Annotated in this window: 19 protein-coding genes; 8 read left to right on the top strand and 11 right to left on the bottom strand. The window is 71.1% G+C overall.

The window, feature by feature from the left end; genetic code table 11:
• Positions 1-39 precede the first annotated feature (39 nt).
• Complete coding sequence (locus tag MBA17_RS11515) at positions 40-906, bottom strand: ABC transporter permease (protein ID WP_238496366.1); 867 nt, start codon at positions 904-906, stop codon at positions 40-42.
• The gene (locus MBA17_RS11510) at positions 903-3,518 is read right to left on the bottom strand and encodes a CocE/NonD family hydrolase (RefSeq protein WP_238496365.1); all 2,616 of its coding nucleotides are present in this window, start codon (positions 3,516-3,518) and stop codon (positions 903-905) included. The genes MBA17_RS11515 and MBA17_RS11510 overlap by 4 nt, the downstream gene beginning before the upstream one ends.
• 153 nt (positions 3,519-3,671) lie before the next feature.
• On the opposite strand from MBA17_RS11510, the gene MBA17_RS11505 reads away from it, so the two are divergent.
• Positions 3,672-5,789, top strand: a complete 2,118-nt coding sequence (locus tag MBA17_RS11505) for an ATP-binding protein (protein ID WP_238496364.1) — start codon at positions 3,672-3,674, stop codon at positions 5,787-5,789.
• A 14-nt stretch (positions 5,790-5,803) separates the two neighbouring features.
• Here the strand turns inward: MBA17_RS11505 and MBA17_RS11500 are convergent, their stop codons facing one another.
• Positions 5,804-6,814 (bottom strand): terpene synthase family protein, encoded by a 1,011-nt coding sequence (locus tag MBA17_RS11500; protein ID WP_238496363.1) that lies wholly within the window; start codon positions 6,812-6,814, stop codon positions 5,804-5,806.
• Positions 6,815-7,220: 406 nt separating this feature from the next.
• Between MBA17_RS11500 and MBA17_RS11495 the strand changes: the two genes are divergently transcribed.
• Positions 7,221-8,159: a terpene synthase family protein gene (locus MBA17_RS11495; protein WP_238496362.1), complete on the top strand. Its 939-nt coding sequence runs from the start codon at positions 7,221-7,223 to the stop codon at positions 8,157-8,159.
• Here the strand turns inward: MBA17_RS11495 and MBA17_RS11490 are convergent.
• Positions 8,101-8,541 (bottom strand): ankyrin repeat domain-containing protein, encoded by a 441-nt coding sequence (locus MBA17_RS11490; protein WP_238496360.1) that lies wholly within the window; start codon positions 8,539-8,541, stop codon positions 8,101-8,103. The genes MBA17_RS11495 and MBA17_RS11490 overlap by 59 nt on opposite strands.
• Before the next feature lie 98 nt (positions 8,542-8,639).
• Here MBA17_RS11490 and MBA17_RS11485 point away from each other — a divergent pair, with 98 nt between their 5' ends.
• Positions 8,640-9,551 (top strand): proteasome assembly chaperone family protein, encoded by a 912-nt coding sequence (locus MBA17_RS11485; protein ID WP_238496359.1) that lies wholly within the window; start codon positions 8,640-8,642, stop codon positions 9,549-9,551.
• Between the two features lie 207 nt (positions 9,552-9,758).
• On the opposite strand, the gene MBA17_RS11480 is transcribed toward MBA17_RS11485, so the two are convergent.
• Positions 9,759-10,646, bottom strand: a complete 888-nt coding sequence (locus MBA17_RS11480; protein WP_238496357.1) for a DNA-3-methyladenine glycosylase family protein — start codon at positions 10,644-10,646, stop codon at positions 9,759-9,761.
• A gap of 118 nt (positions 10,647-10,764) precedes the next feature.
• Here MBA17_RS11480 and MBA17_RS11475 point away from each other — a divergent pair, with 118 nt between their 5' ends.
• Together MBA17_RS11475 and MBA17_RS11470 are read left to right on the top strand one after the other, a co-directional pair.
• Positions 10,765-11,814 (top strand): Gfo/Idh/MocA family oxidoreductase, encoded by a 1,050-nt coding sequence (locus MBA17_RS11475; RefSeq protein WP_238496356.1) that lies wholly within the window; start codon positions 10,765-10,767, stop codon positions 11,812-11,814.
• A gap of 186 nt (positions 11,815-12,000) precedes the next feature.
• Positions 12,001-12,885, top strand: a complete 885-nt coding sequence (locus MBA17_RS11470; protein ID WP_238496354.1) for a glycosyltransferase family 2 protein — start codon at positions 12,001-12,003, stop codon at positions 12,883-12,885.
• Between the two features lie 82 nt (positions 12,886-12,967).
• On the opposite strand, the gene MBA17_RS11465 is transcribed toward MBA17_RS11470, so the two are convergent.
• On the bottom strand, positions 12,968-13,768 hold the full coding sequence (locus MBA17_RS11465) for a tyrosine-protein phosphatase (protein ID WP_238496353.1): 801 nt from the start codon (positions 13,766-13,768) through the stop codon (positions 12,968-12,970).
• 154 nt (positions 13,769-13,922) lie between these two features.
• Between MBA17_RS11465 and MBA17_RS11460 the strand changes: the two genes are divergently transcribed.
• Complete coding sequence (locus MBA17_RS11460) at positions 13,923-15,233, top strand: hypothetical protein (RefSeq protein ID WP_238496351.1); 1,311 nt, start codon at positions 13,923-13,925, stop codon at positions 15,231-15,233.
• Here the strand turns inward: MBA17_RS11460 and MBA17_RS11455 are convergent.
• Both MBA17_RS11455 and MBA17_RS11450 read right to left on the bottom strand, forming a co-directional pair.
• The gene (locus MBA17_RS11455) at positions 15,211-17,772 is read right to left on the bottom strand and encodes a tetratricopeptide repeat protein (protein WP_238496350.1); all 2,562 of its coding nucleotides are present in this window, start codon (positions 17,770-17,772) and stop codon (positions 15,211-15,213) included. The two genes, MBA17_RS11460 and MBA17_RS11455, sit on opposite strands and share 23 nt — an antisense overlap.
• Before the next feature lie 195 nt (positions 17,773-17,967).
• The gene (locus MBA17_RS11450; RefSeq protein ID WP_238496349.1) at positions 17,968-20,055 is read right to left on the bottom strand and encodes a M6 family metalloprotease domain-containing protein; all 2,088 of its coding nucleotides are present in this window, start codon (positions 20,053-20,055) and stop codon (positions 17,968-17,970) included.
• Between the two features lie 144 nt (positions 20,056-20,199).
• Between MBA17_RS11450 and MBA17_RS11445 the strand changes: the two genes are divergently transcribed.
• On the top strand, positions 20,200-21,357 hold the full coding sequence (locus MBA17_RS11445) for a PucR family transcriptional regulator (protein WP_238496348.1): 1,158 nt from the start codon (positions 20,200-20,202) through the stop codon (positions 21,355-21,357).
• Between the two features lie 163 nt (positions 21,358-21,520).
• On the opposite strand, the gene MBA17_RS11440 is transcribed toward MBA17_RS11445, so the two are convergent.
• Positions 21,521-22,195: a GntR family transcriptional regulator gene (locus tag MBA17_RS11440; RefSeq protein WP_238496347.1), complete on the bottom strand. Its 675-nt coding sequence runs from the start codon at positions 22,193-22,195 to the stop codon at positions 21,521-21,523.
• An 86-nt stretch (positions 22,196-22,281) separates the two neighbouring features.
• Here MBA17_RS11440 and MBA17_RS11435 point away from each other — a divergent pair, with 86 nt between their 5' ends.
• Positions 22,282-23,601, top strand: a complete 1,320-nt coding sequence (locus tag MBA17_RS11435; RefSeq protein WP_238496346.1) for an MFS transporter — start codon at positions 22,282-22,284, stop codon at positions 23,599-23,601.
• A 72-nt stretch (positions 23,602-23,673) separates the two neighbouring features.
• Here MBA17_RS11435 and MBA17_RS11430 read toward each other — a convergent pair whose 3' ends face one another.
• Together MBA17_RS11430 and MBA17_RS11425 are read right to left on the bottom strand one after the other, a co-directional pair.
• Positions 23,674-24,084, bottom strand: a complete 411-nt coding sequence (locus MBA17_RS11430) for a hypothetical protein (RefSeq protein ID WP_238496345.1) — start codon at positions 24,082-24,084, stop codon at positions 23,674-23,676.
• 90 nt (positions 24,085-24,174) lie between these two features.
• On the bottom strand, positions 24,175-24,879 hold the full coding sequence (locus MBA17_RS11425) for an HAD family hydrolase (RefSeq protein ID WP_238496344.1): 705 nt from the start codon (positions 24,877-24,879) through the stop codon (positions 24,175-24,177).
• Positions 24,880-24,944: the final 65 nt, after the last annotated feature.

Raw genomic sequence — 24,944 nt, 5'->3', positions numbered from 1 at the left:
CGGAGACCGGTGGCCCGGTGGCCGGTCAGGAGTGGCCGGTCAGGAGACGATGTCCTTGCGGCGGAAGCGGCGGAACGCCAGCGCCAGCAGGATCACCGAGTAGGTCACCGACACCGAGGCGCCCTTGAGCATCCCGCCCCACTCGAGTTCCGGGGCGAGGGCGTCGAGCCAGGCCGAGTTCCAGAACGTCGGGAGGAACTCGCGGAGCACCCCGAGCGCCTCGACGGCCTGCAGGATGTTGCTGACGATGACCAGGCCGACCGCGCCGCCCACGGCGCCGAGCGGGGAGTCGGTCGTGGTCGAGAGCAGGAACGCGACCGAGGCGACGACGAGCTGGCTCACCAGGGCGTAGCCGATCACGATGCCGAACCTGGGCAGCGCCGCGGCGGCGGGGATGATCTCGCCGGTGATCGGCACCTGGATGTCGTCCCAGCCGAAGGCCACGGTGCCGGCCAGCAGGGCCATCAGCGGCAGCGAGATCACGGCCGCGGCCGAGTAGCCGAGCGCCACGATCAGCTTCTGCCGGAGCAGCCTGCTCCGCGGCACGGGCGCGGCCAGCAGGTATCTCAGCGACGACCAGCTCGCCTCGCTGGCCACCGTGTCGCCGCAGAACAGGCCGACGGCGACCACCAGCAGGAAGCCGACCGACACCGACAGCGCGAACGCCGCGAAGTTGAGCGCGCTCTCGGTGGCCAGGTCGGAGAGGCGCAGGGTGTTCTGCCCGGTCGTTCCCGTGCCGACCTTGAAGGCGATCACCAGCACCCAGGGCAGGGCCAGCAGCAGGCCGAACATGACCAGTGTGCGCCGGCGTCTGAACTGCCTGACGATCTCCACCGACAGCGGCAGCGTGTGCCGGGCGGCGTATCCGGGAGCGGGGCTCCCGTGCGTCTCGGTCCGCTCGGTCAACTGTGGTCTCCGATCAGGGTGAGGAAGACGTCCTCAAGTCGGCGGGTGGAGCCGTTGTCCTTGGCCGCGCCCGCCAGCAGGTCGCTGACCGGGCCGGTGGTCACCAGGCGGCCCCGGTGCATGACCACCACGTGGTCGCAGGTCTGCTCGACCTCGGCGAGCAGGTGGCTGGAGACGATGACCGTGCGGCCGCCCTCCGCGTAGCGGATCAGGACCCGGCGCATCTCCCTGATCTGCGGCGGGTCGAGCCCGTTGGTGGGCTCGTCGAGCACCAGCAGGTCGGGCAGGCCGAGCATGGCCTGCGCGATGGCCAGGCGCTGCCGCATGCCCTGGGAGTAGGTGCGGACCGCGCGGTCGAGGGCGGCGCCCAGCCCGGCGATCTCCAGCGCCTCCGCCATCCGCGCGTCTCCCGCCGGCCGGCCGGTCGCCCGCCAGTAGAGCTCCAGGTTGGCCCGCCCGCTCAGGTGCGGCAGGAATCCGGGACCCTCCACGAAGGAGCCCAGCCGGGAGAGCACGGGGGCGCCGGGGGTCACCCGCCGCCCGAAGACGTGGATCTCGCCCGCGTCGGGATGGATCAGGCCGAGCAGCATCCGCATCGTGGTGGTCTTGCCCGCCCCGTTGGGCCCGAGCAGGCCGAGCACCTGCCCGCGCTCCACCCGGAAGGACAGGTCGTCGACCGCCAGCTCGCCGTTGCGGTAGGCCTTCGTCAGGCCGCTGATGCGCAGCGGCACCTCGGCCGACGCGGGATCGACGATGTCCTGGGTACGGCGGCGCCCGGCGAGCAGGATGCCGGCGGCCAACACGAGAGCCGCCGCCGGCAGCGCCCAGGTCCACCAGGCCGGGCCCGCGGCGGGGGTGCGCAGCGCCGCCACGGTGGGCAGGGTGAGCGTCTGGGAGGCGAGGCCGATCCGGTGCACGGACGGCGTGGCCGGCATGGCGTAGCCGAGGTCGGTGGTGCTCAGGGTGACCCGCAGCCGGTGCCCGGCGTCGAAGCGGTGGTCGATCGCGGGAAGGCGGATCGTGACCGTGGTCCCGCCGTCCTCCTCGTCCTTCTCGGCGGGAACCGAGATCTTGACCGGGGAGACCAGGCCCTCCGGCAGGGTCGGCGGCTGCGTGCCGCCGGCCACGTCCTGCAGTTTGGCGAAGAGCGTCACCTCGCCGGTCTCGCCGCCGCCGTGCACCCGCACACTGATCGTGGGACTGCCCGTGACCTGGAGGGGGCCGGTGAGCGGCGCGGAGTCGAAGCTGGCGCTCTGCCCCGGCACGTCGACGGACACGCTGAGGTTGCCGTTGCCCAGCAGGCCGCCGAAGCCCGGCACGGAGGAGACCACGGCGGGCGATCCGCCGGGCGGGGACGCCACGTTCTGGTCGGGGCCCGAGAGGAGCACGGTGCTCTGCCCGCTGCCGCCGAGCCCCGGATAGCCGTCCGCGCCCGCGTGCAGCAGGACGGGACGCCGGGTGCCGGGGTCGCGCCCGCCGTCCCTGGTCACCTCGAAGCCGCTGCCGGGGATGCCGGACCCGCCGTCGCGCTTCAGCCAGTGGTCGAACCAGGCGAGGGTGCGGTCGTGGGTCCAGTCGATCTCTCCGTCGCCGCCGTCGTGGCCGCCGTCGAACCAGGCCACCTGCACGGGCGCGCCGGTCGCGGCGACGGCCCTGGCGTTGGCGTCGGCGTGGTCCAGCGGGAACAGCGAGTCGCGTTGCCCCTGCAACAGCAGGGTCGGGATCTTGATGCGTCCCGGCACGGAGACCGGGCTCGACCTCCTGAGCCGCTCTACGGCCTCGGGCGTCGCCTCCCCCGTGGTGGCCACCGACTGGTACATGGCGCAGATCTCCGGCAGGAACCGGCCGCAGGCGGCCTCCTGCTCGTTCAACGGGCGTGGCGACCGCGCGGAGCCGCCCAGCGCGGCCAGCCCGCTCCGCTCGTCCGCACCGTCCTGCGCGCCGGTGGGGGCGCCGCCCCTGCTGAAGAACAGGCCGGCCCACATCCGCTTGAACACGCCGGTCCGCGCCTTCCCGACGCCGTCCTCGACGTCGTCGTCGACCACGGCGTTGGGGAAGAGGGCATCGGACAGATCGTGCCAGGTGATCTGCGGGACGATCGCGTCGATCCGCTGGTCGTACGCCGCGGCCAGCAGCGCGATGGCTCCGCCGTACGAGCCGCCGGCGATGCCGACGCGGGGGTCGCCGGCGGCGTCGAGCCGTACCTCGGGACGTTCAGCGAGCCAGTCGAGGAGCTGCTTGACGTCCTTGACCTCGTAGTCGGGCGAGTTGAGGGCGATCTCGCCGGTGGACCGGCCGAAGCCGCGCGCCGACCAGGTGAGCACGGCATAGCCTTCGCGGGCGAGCCGCTCGGCGGGCTCCCTGACGCTCTGCTTGCTGCCGCCGAACCCGTGCGCGAGCAGGACGGCGGGCGCCTTGCCGCCCCCGTCCGGCGCGAAGTAGGTCGCGTCGAGGACGACGTTCTGGTCGTCGTCGGGACCGTCGACGACCGCGATCTCGGTGTCGAGCCGGTCGAGGGGCGGCGGGGCGGGCCACAGGGCCCAGGCCGCCACGCCGACCAGCGCCAGCACGACCAGCAGGACCACGACTCTGTGTCTCCCCGCGAACTTCATGCGCAGAGCCTACTTAGCACTGCTGAGAGAAGGCTGAGATCTTCTCGGTCCGGTGGAAAGCTCATCCACCACGGCTCTCCGGGCCCAAGGACAGGCCCGGGCATCGGCGGTACGATGCGGTGGCAGGTGTCAGCTACCCCCCGTGAGGCGGCCATGGCAACGCCATCAGGATGGCGGCGAGAGGGAAATCTGCCCGCGGAGCTCACCAGCTTCGTCGGGCGCACCAGGTTGCTGACCAATCTCAAGCGCCAGCTCCGGGAGTCCCGGCTCGTCACGGTGACGGGCATCGGCGGCGTCGGCAAGTCGAGGACCGCCCTGCGGCTCGCCCACCAGGTCCGGGTGCAGTACGAGGACGGCGTGTGGTTCGCCGACCTGGCCAGGCTGCAGGACGCCGGGATGGTCGAGCACACCATCTCCGCGGCGCTGGGCATCGCCGACCAGTCGGCCCGCTCGGAGTCCGACACCCTGACCGAGTGGGTGGGGCAGCGCCAGATGCTGCTCATCATCGACACCTGCGAGCACCTGATCGAGTCCTGCGCCGCGCTGGTCGTCAAGCTGCTCAACCAGGCGCCCAACCTGACGGTCCTGGCCACCAGCCGCCAGTCGTTGCAGGTGCCGGGCGAGCACGTGGTGCCGATCCCGCCGCTCGCCGTACCGGGTGACGACCCTGACGAGAGCCTCTTCACCAACGAGTCCGTGCAGCTCTTCGGGGCGCGGGCGGGCGCGGTGGTGCCCGACTTCTCGCTCGACGAGGGCAACATCGGCACGGTGGCCGAGCTGTGCCGCAGGCTCGACGGCATCCCGCTGGCGATCGAGCTGGCCGCCGTGCGGCTGCGCGCGCTGTCGGTGCAGCAGATCCTGACGCTGCTCACCGACCGCTTCAGCCTGCTGGCGGGCGCCAGCCGTACGGCGCTGCCCCGTCACCAGACGCTGCGCGCGGCCATCGGGTGGAGCCACGAGATCTGCGAGCCGGCGGAGCGCCTGCTGTGGGCACGACTGGCGGTCTTCGCGGGCGACTTCGAACTCGACGCGGCCAGGTTCGTCTGCGCCGATCCCGACCACCTGCCCGCCGATTCGATCATGGATCTCGTCACCGGGCTGGTCGAGAAGTCCGTGCTCCTCATGCAGAGCAACAACGCGGGCGTGCGCTACAGGCTGATCGACACGCTGCGGGAGTACGGCGTGGAGTGGCTCGACAAGCTCGGCCAGACCGACGCGATCAAGGAGCGGCACCGCGACTACTACCTGGAGCTGGCCCAGACGGGTGAGCACGCCTGGTCGGGTCCCCGGCAGGTCTACTGGTTCGTCCGCATGCGCCAGGAACACGACAACGTGCGCGCCGCGCTCGAATACTGCCTGGGCCACCCGGCGCACAAGAAGGTCGCGCTCCGGCTGCTGTCCTCGCTGTGGTTCATGTGGGTGGCGTGCGGGTTCGCCCGTGAGGGCCGCGTCTATCTGGACCGTGCTCTGGCCGCCAACACCGAGGCCAGCAAGGAGCGCTGCAAGGCGCTGTGGGTGCTGTCCTACCTGTGCAGCGCGCAGGGTGACATCGAGTCCGCCCAGCGGTACGCCGAGGAGTGCAGCACCCAGGCGGTGCTGGTCGGCGACTCGGGCGCGGTGATCCTGGCGACCAAGATGCAGGGGACGGCCGCGGCGCTCCAGGGCGACCTGCAGAAGGCGACGGCCCTGCTCGGCGTGGCCATCGAGTTCAACCGGTCGGGGCCCGAGCTGAATCCCGGCCTGCTGCCGGCCATTCTGGAGCTGGCGTTCGTGCTCACCGCGCAGAACGAGGCGACCGAGGCCGAGGCTCTGCTCGGCGACCTTCGCCAGACCTGTGACCAGCGCGGCGAGCTGTGGCTGCGGTCCTACGCGCACTGGGCGACCTCGCTGGCGCAGCGGGCCACCGGGCGGCCCGAGGAGGCGCTCGGCCACGCCCGCGAGGCGTTGCGGATCAAGGGCCACTTCCACGACGTGCTCGGCGCGATGATGTGCCTGGAGGCGTTGGCCCGGATCGCCGCCGACTCCGGCGACGCGAACCGCGCGGCCCACCTGCTGGGCGCGGCGGAGACCAACTGGCCGCTGTTCGGCCTGCCGCTCCTCGGCTCGCCGTTCCTGAGCGGCGAGCACGAGCAGAGCGTGAAGGAGTGCAAGCGGCTCATCGGCGAGGCCGACTACGACCGGCAGTTCCAGCAGGGTGCACGGCTCAACCTGGAGGAGGCCATCGCCTACGCGCTCGACGACGACGTCTCCGGCAATTCGCCGGCGGACTGACGCTCCAGGCCGGACTAACGCTCCAGGAGGTCCTCCAGCCGGTAGCCCGCGCCGGTCACCTCGCTGACGTCGCCGGCCCGGCGGTAGCGGAAGGTCTCGCGCTGCCATCGCTCGTAGCCGCTGATCCAGGCGGCGAGCGCGTCGGTGTAACGGTGCAGGACCGCCCTTTCCGCGTCGGGCAGCTGAAGGCCGTCGCACACCTCGGGAATCTCATTCCTGAGCTGCACGAATCTGGCCACCCGGCCCTCCACGAAATGGTAGGCCCGCTGAATCGCCTCGTCCATCGAGCAGTTCCGCTCGTGCCGGATGACCATCACCAGATTGTCCGTCTCGCCGGCGGCTATCTCTTTCTCCAGGGAGGCCAGGTCATTGGCCAGATTCACGAAATCCGCGGTGAGCCTGCGCATGATGCGCACGTGTGGAATATTGAAGGCGATCGGCGGGACCTCGAACTCCCCGGCCACTTCGCAGGCGTCGGTGAACTGCTGCATGGCCCCGGTGACCAGGCGTTGTTCCAGATAGCAGTCCAGCGACAGGAATACGCCCCGGCGGCGGTTGCCCGACTCGTGGACCAGCGAGCCGAAGTAGCGCCGCCAGCTCTCGGCGGCGCGGGCGCGCCACGCGGGCGTCTTCCCGTTGCACGAGTCGCTCCAGGTCTCGCAGAACGCGGCCTGTAAGGGGGTGCGTGGCCTGGGCTCCCGGACCAGCGGTTCGAGCAGGGCGGTGAAGCCGTCGCTGATCTCGCGCGCCTTGGCCGGGTCACGTCCGGCGGGGCCGTCGAACTGGTCGTCGAGCAGGGTGCACACAGAGACGATCCGGTTGGCCAGGTCGAGACCGCGTTCGGTGGCGTCGGGGAACGTGTAGCCGACGAGTTTCTCCGATTTGAACAGGTCGTAGAGACCTATGGTCCCGTCACTGATCAGACGACGGCGAGTGAGCCAGGAGAGGTTGCGTTCGGCGGCGGCGTGCCAGCCATTGTGTTGTTTGAGCGGGAGAGGAATATCGAAGGTCACATCGGCCGGCATTTGTACTCTCCGTAATCGCACCAGTGTCCGGAACCAGATATAGAGCCTCAATTATGAGTCGTAGGGGGAAAGTGCCTGAATCTCCGCATACCCCTCATTCTAAAGAGGTAATCGCGCTTACGGGAATCTGTGCAAGGAGAGCGTGCGGACACCTCATGGGGCTGCTGGGAACCGCCACGCGGTGCTCCTGGGGCTGGAGTGGCCGGAGTAGGCCACGTGACTTGTCCCCTGGGCAGGGTTGATCGTCTCCCGCCCGGGGTATGGCCGTATCGTTATTCGGCACTTTTAGTGCCATAAATACTCTTTTCGGACTGTTGCAGCCCCTAGGGAGGTTTGGGTGGAAAATATAGTTTTGCCCGATTTGCGAATCCCCTTCCCCTCACGGGTCAATCCCTTTGAAGCTCAGGTGGCCCGGCACACGACCAGCTGGGCGATGCGGCACGGCCTGATCACCGAGGGACTGGCAGCCGCCAGGTTCGCGGGCGAGTCGTACGCCCGGCTGGTCGCGCGCCTCTACCCCGAGGCCTCACTGCCCGACCTGGAACTGGCCGCCGACCTCAACAGCTGGTTTCACGTTTTTGACGACCAGTTCGAGCTGGCCGAGGTGGGTCGCGACCTGGAGCTGGCCCGCAGGCTCGCCGACCGGGCCGAGGGCCTGCTGCGTGGCGAGCCGCCGGGTCCTGCGGCGGGCGCGCTGCTGCACGGGCTGGCCGACCTGGGAGAGCGGATGCGGATCAGGGCCGGCGACCTCTGGTGGGACCGGTTCGCGGGGAACCTGCGGACCTGTTTCGACGCGGCGCTGTGGGAGGTGGACAACCGGGCCTCCGGCAAGATCCCCGACCCGGTCGCCTACGTGGAGCGCAAGCTGGAGATCGCCTACGTGCCCCCGTCGTTCGATCTCATCGAACTGGTGGAGCACTTCGACGTGCCGGCGGCGATCCGTGCCTCCCGCGAGTACTCCATGCTGTTGCACGAGGCCGGACACGTCGTCGTGTGCACCAACGACATCATCGGGCTGCGCAGGGAGCTGGTGCAGGGCGAGTTCCACAACCTCGCCATCGTGCTGTGGAACGCCACCGACTGCACGCTCCAGGAGGCCGTCGACCAGGTGGAGCAGACGATCTACGACCGCATCGAGCACTTCCTGGCCGCGAGGGATGCGCTCGAGGTCAGGTTCGACAGTCTCGGGATCGCGGAGCCGGTCAGGCTGGCCACCCGACGATGCGTGACCGGTCTTGAGGACTGGATGCGCGGCTACCTCGACTGGGCGTTGGAGACCCGCCGGTTCACCGACCCGGTGCTTCCGGGTCAGACCGGGAGCTTCCATCGGGAGCTGGCCGACTGACCTCGGCGAACCAGCCGAGGAACTCCTCGTTGGCGAACATCCGGGCGGTCTCCACGGCGGAGGGCGCCCCCGCCTCCGGGTCGGCGCCCGCATCCAGGAGGGCCCTCACGACCTCGGGCGCCTTCTTGAAGACCGCGCCCGCCAGCGGCGTCTGCCCCTTGTCGTTGGGCCGCCCGGGCTCGGCTCCCCTGGCCACCAGCGCGCGGACCGTCTCGGCGTGCCCGTGGTAGGCGGCCAGCATCACCAGGGTGTCGCCGTTTCCGTTGGTCAGGTTGGCGGGCACTCCCGCGTCCACATAGTCGGCCAGCAGCTCGGTCTCCCCAGAACGGGCGAGATCGAACATCCGGGTGGCAAGCTCCTCGACGTCCTGATCCGGGTCCATGAATCCAATTCTGCACCGATAAGGTGCGCTAGATGGAATTCCCCCCGGTACACCCTTGGTTGAGGTGGGAGGAAGGACTCGAGGAAAGGCTGGATAAGGTGTTCGACCCGACGGATCTCTACCGGCTCGGTGAAGAGCTTCCCGAGCTGACCGATCCGGTGCTGCTCTACCACTTCGACGGGTTCGTGGACGCGGGCGGCGCCGGCCGGCTCGCCATCGCCCACCTGCTCTCCGAACTGGAGCACCGGGTCGTCGCGACCTTCGACGTCGACCGGCTGCTCGACTACCGGTCCCGTCGCCCGATCATGACTTTCGACACCGACCACTGGGTGGAGGCCGAGTCGCTGGAGCTCGCCGTACACCTGGTGACCGATACCACGGGCACTCCGTTCCTGCTGATGACCGGTCCCGAGCCGGACCGGGAGTGGGAGTTGTTCATCACGGCCGTGGGCGGGCTGGCCAAGCGGCTGGGCGTCGGCAAGATGGTCACCGTGCACGGCATCCCGATGGCCATCCCGCACACCCGCCCGCTCGGTATCACCGCGCACGCCAGCCGTCCTGAGTTGATCAGCAGTCAGACCACCAGTTCCTTCGGCAAGGTTCAGGTGCCGGGGAGCGTGTCGGCGATGCTGGAGCTCCGCCTCGGTACGGCCGGGCACGACGCCCTGGGCTATGCCGTACACGTGCCGCACTACCTGGCACAGGCGGAGTACCCGCAGGCGGCGGTCGCCGCTCTGGAGGCCGTCACCAAAAGCACCGGATTGGTGTTCCCGACCGACAGCCTGCGCAACTCGGCGGAGAAGACCACGGCGGAGATCGAGGAGCAGATCCAGACCTCGACCGAGTTGTCCACCGCGATCACCGGCCTGGAGCAGCAGTACGACGCGTTCGCGGCCGGCGCGGCGCAGGACAGCCTGATGGCCGAGAGCGCCCCGATGCCCACCGGCGACGAACTCGCCGCCCAGTTCGAACGGTTCCTCGCCGAGCGCGACGACCGCGAGGGCCTCTAGGGGCGGCCTGATCGGCGTATCCGAGGGCCGTCAGCTCGGCCTCTGGTCGCCACTTTTCGCGATGGTTCACATCCGGTCGGTGAGCGACGTGGGGCTCAATCGATCTCATACGGTCGGCGTCGTGGCGGTCGGTGGGTGCGCCGACGTGTCCGCCACCCGGCCGGGTGGCGGAGCGGCCCTTGGTCCACCTCGCTGATCAGCTCTGCGTCACTCTCGATCGTTTATGACGCCATAGGTGGACGCCCGGAACAAGAAGGAGGCCCAGGAGCGGTAGGGCCGCCACGCCTCGGCCAGCTTCCGGTAGGCGGCCGGCGCCGCGTCCTCCGGCAGGCCGTACGCCTCGCGCAGGATCGCGAACAGGCGCGGCTCGTCGCCTGGGAACGCGTCCGGCGCGCCCGCGCCGCGGATCAGGATCAGGCCCGCGGAGAACGGCCCCACGCCGGGCAGGGCGCGCAACTCGGCCAGGGCCTCTGCCGGATCGAGCGCCCGCAGGTGTTCGGCGGTGAGCACGCCGTCAAGCGCCGCCCGGGCCAGCCCGCGCACCCACTCCTCCTTCTGCGCGGGCAGGCCGAGGCCGCCGGCCTCCAGCAGCGTCATGGGCGGGGGGAAGGCCGCGTACGCCTGCCCGTCCACGGTGACCTTCGCGCCGTACCGCTCCGCGATGCGCTGCTTGAGGCGGGAGGCGATGAGCATCGACGAGCGCTGCACGATCACCGCCCAGCACGCCGCCTCCCACGGGCTCCAGAAGCACACCGGCCGCAGGCCGGGGCTGTGCCGCTGCAGGTCACCGAGCACCGGGTCGGCTTCGCCGAGGTCGGCGAAGCCGGTGCCGTCCACGTCGAGGGAGAGGATTCGCGCCACCTCGCCCCGGATTCCCGGCCCTGCGGCCCGCGTCGTGGCGACGGCGACCCCGCCCGGCGCGGCCGTCACGGTCACACCGATCGGCAGCCAGTCGGACTCCGCGTTGTAGGCGAAGCGCAGCGCCCGCCCGTCGGAAGGCAGCGCGCTGGTGGCCGGCCAGTCCTCGACGAAGCGGAGCGAGGCGCCGAAGTCGAACGGGCCCTCGGCGGTGAGCGTGAATCCGTACGTGGCCATGCGCGTATGGTAGGGGCCCCCGGAGGGGTGAAGGCCCGCGCGCCGGTGCGCCTTCCCGCCGTGGCGGCCATCGACATAGCCCTCTGGGATCTGCGCGGCATGTCCTAGGATCAAGCTCATGGGGGCTGAGCCGGTGCGCACCGGTCTGATCGGGTACGGCACGGCGGGCGAGGTCTTCCACGCGCCCCTGATCCAGGCGGCGCCGGGCCTGACCCTGTCCGCCGTCGTGACCCGCGATCCCGGGCGGGCCGCCAAGGTCAAGGCGGCCCATCCCGGCGCCAGGGTCGTCGCCGACGCCGCCGAACTGTGGGAGCACTGCGATCTCGTCGTGGTGGCCTCCCCCAACCGCACCCACGTGCCGCTCGCCGAGGCCGCCCTGCGCGCCGGGCTCCCCGTGGTGGTCGACAAACCCCTGGCCGGCACCGCCGACGAGGCCAGATCCCTGGTACGGCTGGCCCGCGAGCGGGGGCTGATGCTGACCGTGTTCCAGAACCGCCGGTGGGACGGCGACTTCCTGACCCTGCGGCGGCTGGTCGAGACCGGCGAGCTGGGCGAGGTGCGGCGGCTGGAGTCGCGGTTCGAGCGCTGGCGGCCGGTCCCCAAGGGCGGCTGGCGCGAGACCGGCGGCGCCGAGGAGATCGGCGGCCTGCTCTACGACCTCGGCAGCCATCTGGTCGACCAGGCGCTCCGCCTGCTCGGCCCGGCCCGCGACGTCTACGCCGAGAGCGACGTGCGCCGCCCGGGGGTCGACGCCGACGACGACACCTTCATCGCGCTCACCCACGCGAACGGCGCCCGTTCCCACCTGTGGGTGAGCGCCGTCGCCGCCCGGCTGGGGCCCCGCTTCCGCGTCCTCGGCGAGCGGGCCGCCTACGTCAAATACGAGCTCGACGTGCAGGAGGAGCGGCTGCGTGCCGGAGCGTTCCCCGGCGACCCGGGCTTCGGAGAGGACCCGCGTGAACACTGGGGCGTGCTCGGCAACGACGACGACAGCCGCGTGATCCCCACCGTTCCCGGCGCCTACCCCGACTTCTACACGGCCGTCACCGCCAGCCTCACCGACGGCACGCCACCGCCGGTCGACCCGGCCGAGGCCATCGAGACCCTGACCGTCCTCGAAGCCGCCCGCCGCTCGGCGACCCACCGCCAGGTCGTCCCCCTCCTCTGACCGTCACGCCCACCCTCCACACCCGGCCCCGGCATCACGCCCGCGGTCAGCTGGGCGATGTTCGGCTGACTGGGAACGGAGAGGTCAGTAGGATGACGAACTCACATCGTAAGATCCACCTCGCTTGTCCCCCGGCAGGTGGCGCCGCTTATCCACGCCGAGCGCTTCACCTGCCCGGGAGACGGAATGACCAGCCCGAAGACCACCATCGACGTGGTGGTTCTCACCATGAACGATCGGCCTGTCGCATTTCCGCAGGCGATGGCGTCGCTTCTCGCCCAGCAGGGTGTCGATCTGCGTGTGGTCATCGTGGGCAACGGGGTCGAGCCCGACCATGTGCCCGCCGGTGTGCGGACGGTTGTCCTGCCCGTCAACGAAGGAATCCCCCAGGGGCGCAACGTCGGCGCTGACGCCCTGGCCGGGACGGGCTGTGGTGAATTCGTGTTCTTCTTCGACAACGACGCCGTCCTGCCCACCCCCGACATCCTCGCGGGGCTCGTCGCCGAAGCCCGCCGTCATCCAGAAGCCGCCTATATCCAACCCCGCATCGCCGATCCGGATACCGGTGCCACCCTGCGCCGTTGGGTTCCGCGCCTGCGCGCCGGCGACGCCGTTCGGCCCGGCACCATCACCGTCATGGCCGAAGGCGTCGTTCTCGTACGCCGCGCCGACTACGAGCAGGCCGGCGGCTGGCCCGGCCACTTCTTCCTCTTCCACGAAGGCATCGACTTGAGCTGGAGGCTGTGGGACCTCGGGCGCACCGGCTGGTACGCGCCCAGTATCGTCATCCATCACCCCGCCACGGACCCCGCCAGGCACGCCACGTATTACCGTCTCGTCGCCCGCAACAGGGTCTGGCTCGCCTACCGCCGCCTCCCCGCCCTCTTGATCCCCGTCTACCTGACGACATGGACGCTGCTCAGCCTCGCCCGGGTCCGCTCCCGCGCGAACCTGGCCGTCTGGTTCGCCGGCCTGAGAGAAGGTCTCAGGGGCGGGCACGGACAGCGCCGGCCGATGTCCTGGAGCACGGTGCTGCGGCTGGCCCGAGCCGGTCGCCCTCCGATCGTTTGAGAACCGGGCACGACGATCCCGCTGCCGCCGGAGGACGGCGCGGCGCAACGGCCGCCGCCTCGGCGATCTGACGGAACAGCTCCTAGTCGCGGAGGCGGGAGTGGAGGGCGGTGGTGTCGGCGGGGGTCCAGCCGTTCGCGGTCAGCCAGGCGAGAGGGCTGCCGAAACGGGTGTCGAGGGTGGCGAGGAACTGCTCCATGAACTCCGCCTGGGGACGGTGCGCGTCGGCGGGGCGGGTGTCCAGGTCGTCGCGGTAGGTGGCGCTGGCGCGGAGGCGGGCCAGGACGGCGGTGAGGCGGTCGCCGGTGGCCACGTAGTCGGCGACGATGGCCTCGCGGGTGGCTCCGGCGACCTCCAGGGCCAGGGCGCACACGACGCCGGTGCGGTCCTTGCCGGCCGCGCAGTGGACGATCGCGGCGCCGTCGTCGTGGGCGAGCACGCGGAGCGCGGCGATGACGGAGTCGGGACGGTCACGCAGGTAGGCGTAGTAGTAGCCGGTGACGCGGAGCTCGGCGAGGTCCTCGTCGACGCGCTCGTTCTGCCAGGGCAGCACCCGGTCGGCGTCGACGGTGTCGGCCTCGACGTCGGTGTGGACGCCGCCCTCGGCGAAGAGCGTGAGGTGGTGGATGGTCACCTCGGGCACCCGGGTCAGCGGTCCCGGGCCCTCAAGCGTGACTTCGGGACCGGAGCGCAGGTCCACGACCTGCCGGAGCTTCAGGTCGCCGACGAGTACGGCGATGTCGCCGTCGGTCAGTCCCTGGAGGTTGTCGGAGCGGAAGACTCGGCCGGACTGGATCGTCCCGCCGTCCGCCGTGGCCAGACCGCCGAGATCGCGTACGTTCGCGGCGCCTTCGAGATCGATCCATCGTCTGAAGTCGTTCATCACGGGTCAGCTTATATGGCGATTTATGGACCGTCGGTTAATGGTCTGCGAGAGCTTCCGTAAATCCCGATGTTGGCGACTAGGTGACCTAAATAGTCATATCTCGCGTCAGATGGGTTAGGAACGGAAGGGTCCGCAGCCATCGGGAGATCACGTGGATCCACGGGAACAGGCCTACGACACCGGCGACGAGCATCCCACCCGCACGCCCGGCGGCGGCCGCCCGCCGCTTCCCTTCCCCGCACCGGCCCCGTCCGGCGACGGCGCTCCCGTCGCGGAGCCTGGCGGCCCGCCACGCGCCCCCGGAGGCATCGGCTTCCGCGCTCCGTACCGCAACGGGCCACCCGCCCCGGGAGTCGGCCCGCCCCATCAACCCGGACGCTACGACCCCCGCACCCACGGGCACAACACCGCCGCGTATGGGCCGGGGTATGGCGCCGGGCGGGCCAGGGAACCGGGCCACGGGTACCGGGCGTGGCAGCAGCAGCGGCCGCCACGAGGGCCGCGGTTGGTGATCGACCCGTTGCTCGCACCGGAGGTGTCGTGGACCCTGCGGTCGAACCCGCTGCTGCTCCGCGAGGCACGGGCGCACCTGGCACGGGACCACGACGGCCGCCGGCGGGCGGAGAGCGCGGCGGCGGCGGCCCGGTCGGTCGCCCACCAGAGCGGGGAGGCCGCCGGGCAGGTGCGCAAGGCCGGGAACGCCGACCTGTTCACGTTCTTCTCGGTGGTCGCGTTCATGGTGCTGATGACCGGCCTGGCGAACGCCGGCGGCGTGATCTTCGCGATGATGGTCGTGGGCGCCGTCGCCACGGTCAAGTGGGCGACGGCCGGCTCGGGCAACAGGAAGGCCCGCAGGCAGCTCCGGGTCGCGATCGAGAACGCCGACAGATACGTCCTGCCGGAGGACCTGGACCACGCGTGCCAGGATCTGCTGCGCCGTACCCAGGACGCCGTGGAGTCGGTGCTGGCCTCGCAGGTCAACCAGGCCGGGCTGATCGACACCATCGACAACCGGATCACCCTGCCCGAGGAGACGTGGCGGATCGCGCGGCAGCTCGCCCGGCTCTCCGGCATGCATGCGGAGCACTACCGGATCGTGCCCCAGGACCTGCCCCGCGAGCTGGCGGAGGCGTTCCGGCCCTACACGGCCGCGCTGAACACGGCGCTGGGCTCGCTGACCGCGCGGGTGCGGGCGCTGGAGGACTACGCGTGGCGGGTCCACCAGGCCGACCGGATGTATCGGGCGTACGGCCGGCTGGAGGTGCTGGCCGAGCGGACCCCGGAGTACGAGAGCCTGCTCGCCGACATCGTCGACGACGAGCTGGCCGTACCGCACATCGAGCAGCTCTCCGGCCGGGCCGACCAGGTGCGCGAGCTGTTCAAGCAGAGCATCCAGGACGCCAGGCTGGCCGCCGCGCACCTGCTGGCGAGCCGTGACCTCACCGATCCCGAGCGCGGGTGAGCAGTTCGAGGGTCCGGGCCATGCCCGACTCGTTGCCCAGGCTGCGATAGAGGTCCTGGGCCTGGACGAGCGGCGTCAGGGCCCTGTCCGGTCTGCCCGCCTCCAGCCGGATCTCCCCGAGGTAGCGCAGGCAGCGGGCCAGCCACGAGCGGTCGCCGAGTTCCGTGAAGGCGCGGACGGCGCCGTTCAGGGTCGCGTCGGCCTCGGCGAAACGGCCGAGCCTGGCGTGCGCCCGCCCGGCGGAGAGCTGGGTGCGCGCCTCCCCCCAGGTGTCGCCGAGCGCGCTGAGGATCTCGGCGGCGCGGCGCACGTAGGTCAGCTCGCGCAGCCCGTTGCCCGGGTCGCCGACGTCGCCGGCGGCGCGCAGGCACCGTGCCTCCTCCCACAGTTCGCCGCGCAGCCGGAACATCTCGGCCGCCCGGTCGAGGCTGAATCCCGCCTTGGCGAAGGAGTCGGCCGCCGCCTGCGCCTGTCCTTCGGCGCGGAGCCCGCGCGCCTGGGCCGCGAGCACCTCGCCGTAGACGCGCAGGGTCTGCGCCTCGGAGTAGCGGTTGCCGTCGCGCTTGAACACCCCCAGCGCCTCTTCGAGCAGGTCTCGGGCTTCCTCGGGACGGCGCTGGGCGAGCCGTAGCTCGGCCAGGTTGCGTTGGGTGCGCGCCGACCACCACCGGTCGTCCTCGCCCTTGAACGCGGCGACGGCGGCGATGAGATACTCCTGGCCCCGGTCGACGTTGCCGTTGCCGAACAGCGTCATGCCGACGCTGCGCATCGCGCGCGCCGCCCACCAGGACTCGCCGAGCCCGGTGAAGATCTCCAGCGCCCGCTCGGCGTCGGCCAGGGCCTTCTCGTGACTGCCCTGTCCCCCGGTCACCGCCGCGCGCTCCAGCAGCGCGATGCCCAGGGACCGCGGATCGTCCATCCGCACGGCCGCGTCGTACGTGATCTCGGCGACGGCCCGCCAGTCGGACCAGTACGCCCGCAGCGAGTGGCACAGCGAGCAGAAGGCCCGGCCGACCCCCCAGGTGAGCTCCCACAGCTCCAGGTCCCGGGCCTCGGCGACCACGGCGACCAGGGTCAGCCGCTCGGCGTTGAGCCAGTCGGCGGCGGGCCCCTGCGCGTCCCGGTCGCCGTGCCTGCCCGCGCGGCCCCAGTCCTGCGGCCAGCGGGCCATGGCGGCGGCCTCCGCACGGCGGCGATAGCCCGACAGGACCCGCTCGATGGCGGCGCGGCGGCGGTCCTCGGGCTCGTCCTGGCGCGCGATCTCCTGGGCGAAGACCCGCACCAGATCGTGCAGCCGGTAGCGCAGGACGCCCGCCGCGTCGGTGCCCGAGCAATCGGCGAGCTGCACGTCCATCAGCGCTTCGAGCTGGTCCGCGCCTTCGAGGGAGGAGATGGACAGCAGTTCGCCGGCGACCCAGCCGGGCACGTCGGGCGCCCTGAGCAGGCTGAGCAGGCGGAGCAGGCGGCGCTGGATGCCGGTGCAGTCGGCGTAGCTGAGCTGGAGCGAGGCGCGCACGCTCTTGTCGATCCTGCCCGTCAGTTCGAGCTGGTCGAGCCGCCTGCGCTCGTCGGCCAGGCGCAGGGACAGCTCGGCGAGCGACCAGTTCTCCCGGGTGGCGAGACGCCCGCCGCAGATGCTGATGGCCAGCGGGAGGTTGTCGCACATCCGCACGATGTCCGCCGCGGCCGGGGGCTCGGCCGCCACCCGCTCGCGACCGGCCAGCCGGGCGAGCAGTTCGACGCCCTGTTCGGGGGTGAACACCGTCAGGCGCTTGTCGTAGGCGTTGAGCAGGTAGAGCGGCTGGCGGGAGGTCACGATCACCGCGCAGCCGGGCTCGGCGGGCAGCAGTTCCCTGATCTGGTCGCCGTCCCGGGCGTTGTCGAGGCCGATCAGGATCCGGCGGCCCCTGGTCCAGGTCAGCCAGAGTTTGCGCAGTTCGGTGAGGCCGCCGGGGTCGGTGGTCAGCCGTACGCCGAGGGCGCGCAGGAAGCCGATCAGCACCTCCTCGGGGCCGACCCCGGTGTCGCCGCCGCCCCGCAGGTCGGCGTAGAGCCGCCCGTCGGGGAAGGAGTCGGCGATCTCGTGCCCGAACCGCGCGGTGAGCGCCGACTTGCCGACGCCCGCCCTGCCGTACATCGAGACGACCAGCGGGGAGGTGATCTCCTCGACCTGGTGGCGGCGGTCCCGGTGGTCGGCGAAGACGCGGCCCAGCTCGGCCAGCGACTCGTGGCGGCCGGTGAAGTGGGCGGGCACGGGCGGCCACTGGTCGGGCGGGCGCCAGGAGGGGCCCGCGGGAGTGGCGTCCTGGTCGGGCGGTGGCGTGGACTTGGTCGTCGCCCAGGTCAGCAGTCCGACCAGGAGGCCGGCCAGGACGGTGACGCCGACCTTGGCCTCGGTGGGCAGGTCCCACACGTCGAGGGAGGTGGCCAGGACGCTGGCGACCGCCGCCGCGATCCCGGCCGCGGCGGGCGCCGCGAGAGGCACGGTACGCCGCCGGCCATCGTCCCGCTTGTCGGGCAATCGCGACGCCCGGGGCATCGGCACACCTACTCGGGGAGAGATCGGTTTCTGGATGATTCAACCAAGGGGCCGGGGTGGCGGCAACCGTACGCCCCGCTTCCGGGGGGACGAAGCGGGGCGTACGGAGACTGTTCACCGGCCGTTCAGGTGACCGGCGTGACGCGTCTCACCGGGCGTTCGGGGCGGCCGGTGAGACGCGTGGTTACCGGGGGTTCAGGTGGCCACAGCGACGCAGGTCGCGGTGGCGGTCTTCGTGGGGTCGCTCTCCGAGGTCGCGGTCAGTTCGATCTTGGCGAGCCGGTTCCCGCTGTCGCGCTTGGCGTGGACGGGAACCAGCACGGTCTTGCCCGGCTCGGCGCTGGCGAGCTGGTTGGGCACCTGGACCGACCAGCCCTTGGTTCCGGCCTTGGCCGACAGGCGGTAGACGTCCGACCCGAGGTGGGCGGAGACGTCCTCGGGGTGCTGCCCCGCGGCCGGCGCCGTCTTGCCGGTGTTGCGGAGCGGGAAGGCGCACTTGGCCCAGCCGTCGCCGGTGGGCACGCCCGCCGCCGGGAGCACCTTCACGCCCCGCTGGTACGGACCCGCGCCGTCGAGCGATCGGACCGCCACCGTGTAGGACAACACGCCCTTGCGGTCACGGTGCACGTCGAGCACGTAGAAGTGCAGGCGGTTGCCCTCGTCGGTGAACTCGAACTCACTGCCCGAATCGGTGCCCGCGTGGAAGAGGGCGTCGGAGAGCTGCCGGTAGTCGCCGACGGTGATCGGCACCTGCGTGCCGTCGGGCAGCACGTAGTCCGTCATGCCGATGTCCTGCGGGTTCGCGTCGATCACCCACTCGAACGGCGCGCGGTCCTCGTTCTTGGTCTTGGCCAGCAGCACGCCGGAGTCGGGGGTGAAGGAGTCGGCCCCCATCCGGTCCACGACCTCGACGGTGTAGTTCTGGTAGCCGCCGCCGTCGCACAGCGGCTGCGTCCGGATGTCGCAGGCCGGGCTCTTGTCGCCGTCGCCGAACTCGATGTTGACGCCCGAGAGGCCCTTGTCGCCCGGCTGCGCCACCCGGGAGGTCACCTTGGCCACGACCATGCCCGACTGGGCGAGGGCCGCCCGGGAGAGCCGCAGCACGTTCGCCTCGTCGACCATCTCCAGCTTGATCTTGTTACGCAGCATGTGCTGCGCGCCCATCGAGCCGCCGCCGGTCGGCGGGATCATCCAGCGGCTGTGCGGGCCGCCGGGGCCGTTGAAGCTGCCCCGGCTGAGCATCTCCCAGACGCCGGTGTAGGCGCGGCGGGGTGGCACGCCGTACGGGTTGTTGTAGTTGTCGCCGATGCCCAGGATGTGACTCAGTTCGTGGGCGTAGACGCCCTGGCCGGAGCTTTCCGCCTGGGTGGAGGAGCCGCCTCCGGCGTTCGGCCAGATCGACGAGCCCGCCGCCCAGGAGGTCCAGTCGACGTAGCGGGTCGCAGACCAGTTGGGCAGGGCGTCGTCGGGCGGGCCGAAGTCGTCGGTCACCGCCTCCTTATCCGGAAATTTCATCATTCCGAATTCCTGCCAGGTGGCCGACTCGTCCTGTCCGGCGCTGAGGAAGAAGATGAAGTCGTATCCGGCGGGCACCTGTTCGCCCACCTCGGCGACCCAGGCGGCGCGGCCGTCGGTCCGGATGTTCCTGGTGCAGGTGTCGCCGGCGGGGCAGGCGGTGCCGGCCTGGAACTCCATGCCGTACTCGTGGTCCTTGCCCGGCATCGTGAACGGGCCGAACGCGGTCAGGTCGACGCCGTAACGGCCGCCGGAGTCCTCCATCCAGTACTCGTGGATGGTGTGCCCCCGGTTGAGGTCGTTCGGGGTGTTGAGGAAGTCCTTGTAGAACTGGGCGACCTTGTCCCGCGGCACGTCGTGGGCCTCGGCGCTCGGGTTCTTGAACACCGACGAACCCTTGGGCTGGGTCACCACGAAGGGCTGGTTGGGATAGTCGAGCAGCACCAGAGCGCCCTTGAAGGTGCGCTTCGTGCCCTTCGCCGCTGGATCAGCCCAATTCGTCCCCGGCGGTTGCTTGTAGTCCGCCCAGGTCATGTTGTCGGGGTTCTTCCAGTTCTGCGGGTCGATCGGGGCGGGCGCGCCCGGTTTGGTCTTCAACGTCGACGCGGGCGCGTCCTGCTGCCACGGCTGCTGCTGCGGCCAGTGGTCGTATCGCCACGGATGAGCGGGCTCTGGCGGCGGTTCGGCCGACGCGGGCGCCGCCGCCAGCCCCACGGGGAGCAGTACGGCAGTCGCCACAAGGATCTTCGCAAGCTTTCCGATGGTCACGGACACCTTCCACCTGAGCGAAACCGGCACACACTCAGCGAAGGACGCTATAGACGCCCTTGACGGAGATCATCGATCAGTTGTAGAGAAGGTGCACAGTCATCTTTCCGACAAATGTTGAAACGGGCTGCTCCGGAGGCACACATGGCGGGCGACTTGCAGCGGCTCGTAGACGATCTCGCGCTGCGCCTGCGCCGGCCGCTCCTGCTGGAGGACCACGTTCAGCGGGTGATCGCCTACAGCGAGCAGACGGGCCCGCTCGACGAGATCCGCCGCGACTCGATCCTGCGCCGGCACACCGCGCCCGAGGTGCGCGCCTGGCTGCGCGGCGCCGGCATCCACGACGCCTCCGGGCCGCTGCGGACCCCGGGGGCGCCGGCGCTCGGCCTGCTCCCCCGAATCTGCCTGCCCGCCAGGCACGGCGGCCGGCTGCTCGGCTTCCTCTGGTTCATCGACGTGGACCCGCCCATGACGCCCGTCGAGATCGCGCTCGCCACCGAGGCCGCCCCCGGCGTCGCCCTGGCGCTGTTCCGCGAGAGCCTGGCCACCGGTCTCGCCTCCCGGCGTGAGTTCGAGGCGGTCACCGAACTGCTGTCCGGCACGCCGGAACCGGCCGCCAGGACCCTCATCGAGGCGGGCGGCTTTCCCCAGGGCGAGCCGGTCACCGTGCTGGTGGCGCGTCCGGCGTCCGCCGCTCCGGCCGACGAGGCGTCCCGGCTCGGCCTGGAGCAGGGGCTGCTCGCCGTACGCCGGAGGATGGGCGCGCGGAATCCGCTGCACCTGGTCCGCTACGACCACGGCGTGCTGCTGGCCGCCGGGGCGGCGGTCGCCCCGGAGGAGGTGCACGCGGCGATGGCCGCGCCCGTGGTGGTCGGCGTGGGACGGCCCCGGCCGCTCCTCGAACAGGCCGCCGCCTCGTACGCGGAGGCGCTGCAGGCCGCCGAGGTGGCGGCGCGGGTCCCCGGGCTCGGCGACACGGCGCACTGGGCCGAGCTGGGCGTCTACCGGCTGCTCACCCAGTTCCCGCCGGGCACGGTCGGGCTGCATCCCGGGCTGGAACCGCTACTCGGCGACGAGGCTCACCTGCCGCTGCTGGAGACCCTGGAGACCTACCTGGACCTCGCGGGCAGCGCCGTGGCCACCTCGCGCACGCTGCGCCTGCACCGGACCTCCCTCTACTACCGGCTGCAACGGCTGGAGACCCTCGCCGGAACCGATCTCAAGGACGGCGCCGAGCGGCTGACCCTGCACCTCAGCCTGAAGCTCGCCCGGTTGTCCGGACGGTACCGCCCGCGCGTGTGAACCGCCTGCGGAGCCGCGCACGGAGGGTGTGCGAGAGATCCAGCTCGCCGGCGTGCTGACGATCGCCGCCACGCCTGCCGCCGCCGTGGCCCTGGCACGCACCCGAAGGCACGGCACGTCAGCACGACGCGCGCCGCTCCCGCCGAGGCGGTCGCGTGATCCGTCACGGTTGTGGCCGGTACGCCTCCATGAGGAGGGCCTCGGCGTCGTCGAGGTAGCTCACCAGCTCACGCTCGGCCTTCTCCGTCTCCCCCGCCGCGAGGAGTTCGAGCAACGTGCGGTTACGGGCCACGAACGGCTCGTGGAAGGAGCGCGGGTTGCGCATGACGTGGAAGACCAGCCGCAGCTCGGCGAGCAGCTGGCGCATCAGGTCGTCGAGCCGCTGGCTGCCGTTGAGCCGGGACAGCGCCTGGTGGTAGCGGATGTTGGCGGTGCCGACCTCGCGCCACCGGTTCTCCCGGGCGGCCCGCTCGCCGTCCTCGACCGCCTCGCGCATCGCCGCGATCCCCTCGGCCGACGCGTGCCGTACGGCGGAGACCTCGATGACCCGGCGCACCCGGTAGAGGTCGGCCACGTCGTCGGTCGACAGGACCCTGACGAAGACGCCCCGGTTGAGGCGGTGCTCCAGCAGCCGTTCGTGGGAGAGCAGCCGGAACGCCTCCCGCAGGGTGTTGCGCGAGACGCCGAGCGCGGCCCCGATCGCCTCCTCCGACAATCGCTGGCCCGGCGAGAAGAAGCCCTGCGCGATGCGCTCGCGCAGGATGTCGGCGACCCGCTCCGCGGTGCTGCTCCGGCCGAGGCGGTCACGGTCGTGTTCAAGCCCGGCGACATCGTCCATGTGAGAAATCATCCCACAAAACTCTTGTCGAATTGTTGAACAATACTTATGTTGAGTGAAAGCCACCCCCGACAGGAGCGAACGCCATGGCAGGCTCCCAGCACCAGGCCAGGCGGGTGATCATCGCCAGTCTCATCGGCACGTCACTCGAGTGGTACGACTTCTTCCTCTACGGAACCGCGGCGATCCTCGTCTTCAACGAGCTGTTCTTCCCCACCTTCGAACCGCTGACAGGGACATTCCTCGCCTTCACCACCTACGCGATCGGTTTCGTCGCGAGGCCCGTGGGCGGCATCGTCTTCGGCCACTTCGGTGACCGCGTCGGCCGCAAGAACGTGCTGATCATCACTCTGTTGATCATGGGTGTCGCGACCGTCCTGATCGGCCTGCTGCCCGGCTATCCGACGATCGGCGCGGCGGCGCCGCTGCTGCTGGTGACGTTCCGGTTCCTGCAGGGCCTCGGGCTCGGCGGCGAGTGGGGCGGCGCCGTACTCATGTCGATCGAGCACGGGGACCCCCGGCGGCGCGGCCTCAACGCGAGCTGGCCCCAGGTCGGCGTCCCCGCGGGCAACCTGCTCGCCGCGGCGGCGCTGGGCGTGATGTCGCTGACGCTCTCCGACGAGGCGTTCCTGTCCTGGGGCTGGCGGATCCCGTTCCTGCTGTCGGGCGTCCTGGTGATCGTCGGGCTCTGGATCCGGCTGCGGATCTCGGAGTCCCCGCTGTTCACCGAGGTCGAGCGGAACAACCAGAAGGCCCGGATGCCGGTCATCGACGTCATCCGCTCGCACCCCCGCGCGCTGCTGGCCGCCATCGCCGCGCGCGTCGGGGTGGACGTCGCCTTCTACACCTTCGCGCTGTTCATCGTGCAGTACGTCTCGGGCACGCTCGGCCTGGACCGCACGGTCGGCCTGAACGCGGTGCTCATCGGATCGGCCTGCCAGCTCGTGCTGATCCCGCTGTTCGGCACCCTCTCCGACCGGTACGGCAGGCGCCCGGTCTACCTGATCGGCGCGGTCAGCGCCGGGATCTGGGTGTTCGCCTTCTTCCCGCTGCTCGACACCCGCTCGACCCCGCTGATCATCCTCGCCGCCGTCATCGCCCTGATCACCCACGCCGCGATGTACGGCCCGCAGGCGGCGTTCATCGCCGAACTGTTCAGCACCCGGCTGCGCTACAGCGGCGCCTCGATGGGCTACCAGATCGCCGGGGTGCTGGGCGGAGCGCTGGCCCCGATCATCTCGCTCGCCCTGCTCCAGGCCACCGGCACCACCGTGGCGATCTCCCTTTACGTGGTCGTCACCCTGGTCATCACCGTGATCGGCCTCGCCCTGGCCCCGGAGACGCGGGACCTCGACCTCGCGACCGCCGAGCCCACCGCCGAGCCCACCGCCAAGACCGCGCGCTGACCTCCGCCACGAGGGAAGGACGTGGGGTCCCGCGCGGCCACGCGGGACCCCACCCGGCATCCGCATGGGTGCTCAGCGGCCGGCTCGCTGGACGCGCGAGGACCAGACCCCCACGAGCACCGCGACCGCCAGGCCGAAGGTCGCCATCCCCAGCGGCACGTGCAGGGCGATGTCGCCCCGCCCGCCGATCGCCGACTGGACGCCTCCCATGAGGAACAGGATCAGAGAGGCCATCGCCGGCCAGCCCGGCCCGCGTCCCGGCCGCCACAACAGCACGGCCATCACGAGCTGCAGGAGCCCGAACAGGTGCACCGGGCCGGCGCCCACCCCGTGCGCGCCCGCCATGTCCGCTCCGCCGACGATCTGCCCGGCGGTCACCGCCTGGATCAGAATGGCGACGACGTGCAGCACCGCGGCGTACCGCAGGGTGATCAGCGCCGCCCCCGGCCTCTTGGTCATCTTCGCGGTGTCGACTGACTGCATGGGAACCGTCCTTCTGCGCGACCGAAACGAACGTCGCCCAGCATCGCCGTACGGCGGCGGCGCGGCATCCGCCGCCAGGCGGTTCCCTGACTACCCCACCGGATGTAGCCGGCCCTCGGCCAGCGCGACGACCAGGTCGTCGAGGCCGTCCAGCACGAGGTCCGCCACGGCGGCCTCCGGGCGTACGGCGTGCAGGTGGCCCCAGGGGCCACGGCGCAGCAGCGCGGCCCGCAGCCCCGCTCGCTGCGCGGGCAGCACGTCGTTGTCGAGCCGGTCCCCGACGTAGAGGATCTCGTCCGGATCCTGCCCGGACACGGCCACGACCCTGTCGAAGAAGGCGGGATCCGGTTTCTCCACGCCCCACTCCGCCGAGGTGTGCACGGCGTGCGCCGGCAGGTCCATCGCGGCGAGCGTGGCGGCGGCCTGCGGCGGCTGGTTGCCCGCGACGATGATCCGGTAGCCGGCCTCGCGCAGGTCCGTGAGCGACCGCCGCACGTCGGGGTAGAGGTCGGCGGCGTCGAAGTTCTCCCTCAGGCCGGACGGGTCGTCACGACGCCACGCGGCCAGCTCGGCCTCGACGTCCAGCCCCGGCCGGAGCAGCTCGAACGCGTCACCGTAGGACCGGTCGAGCGCCGCCATCCCGCCGAGCACCCCCAGCATGGTCAGCCTCGGCACGCCCAGCCTGTCGGCCCACCGCGACCAGATCCGCGTCTCATCGACCAGCGTCTCCCCCACGTCGAAAACCAGCGCCCTGACCACGGAACCCCCTGCTGAGACGACGACGACGTCATCCACTCTAGAGTTCCGGCTTTGCTCCCTTGCACCCGCCGAAACACCACGCGCCCGCGCCGACTGCATGG

This window comes from Dolomitihabitans soli (assembly GCF_022213955.1).
GTDB lineage: Bacteria > Actinomycetota > Actinomycetes > Streptosporangiales > Streptosporangiaceae > Streptosporangium_A > Streptosporangium_A soli.
The sequence above is the reverse complement of the archived record's forward strand: the minus strand, read 5'-3'. Positions and strand labels throughout refer to the sequence as shown.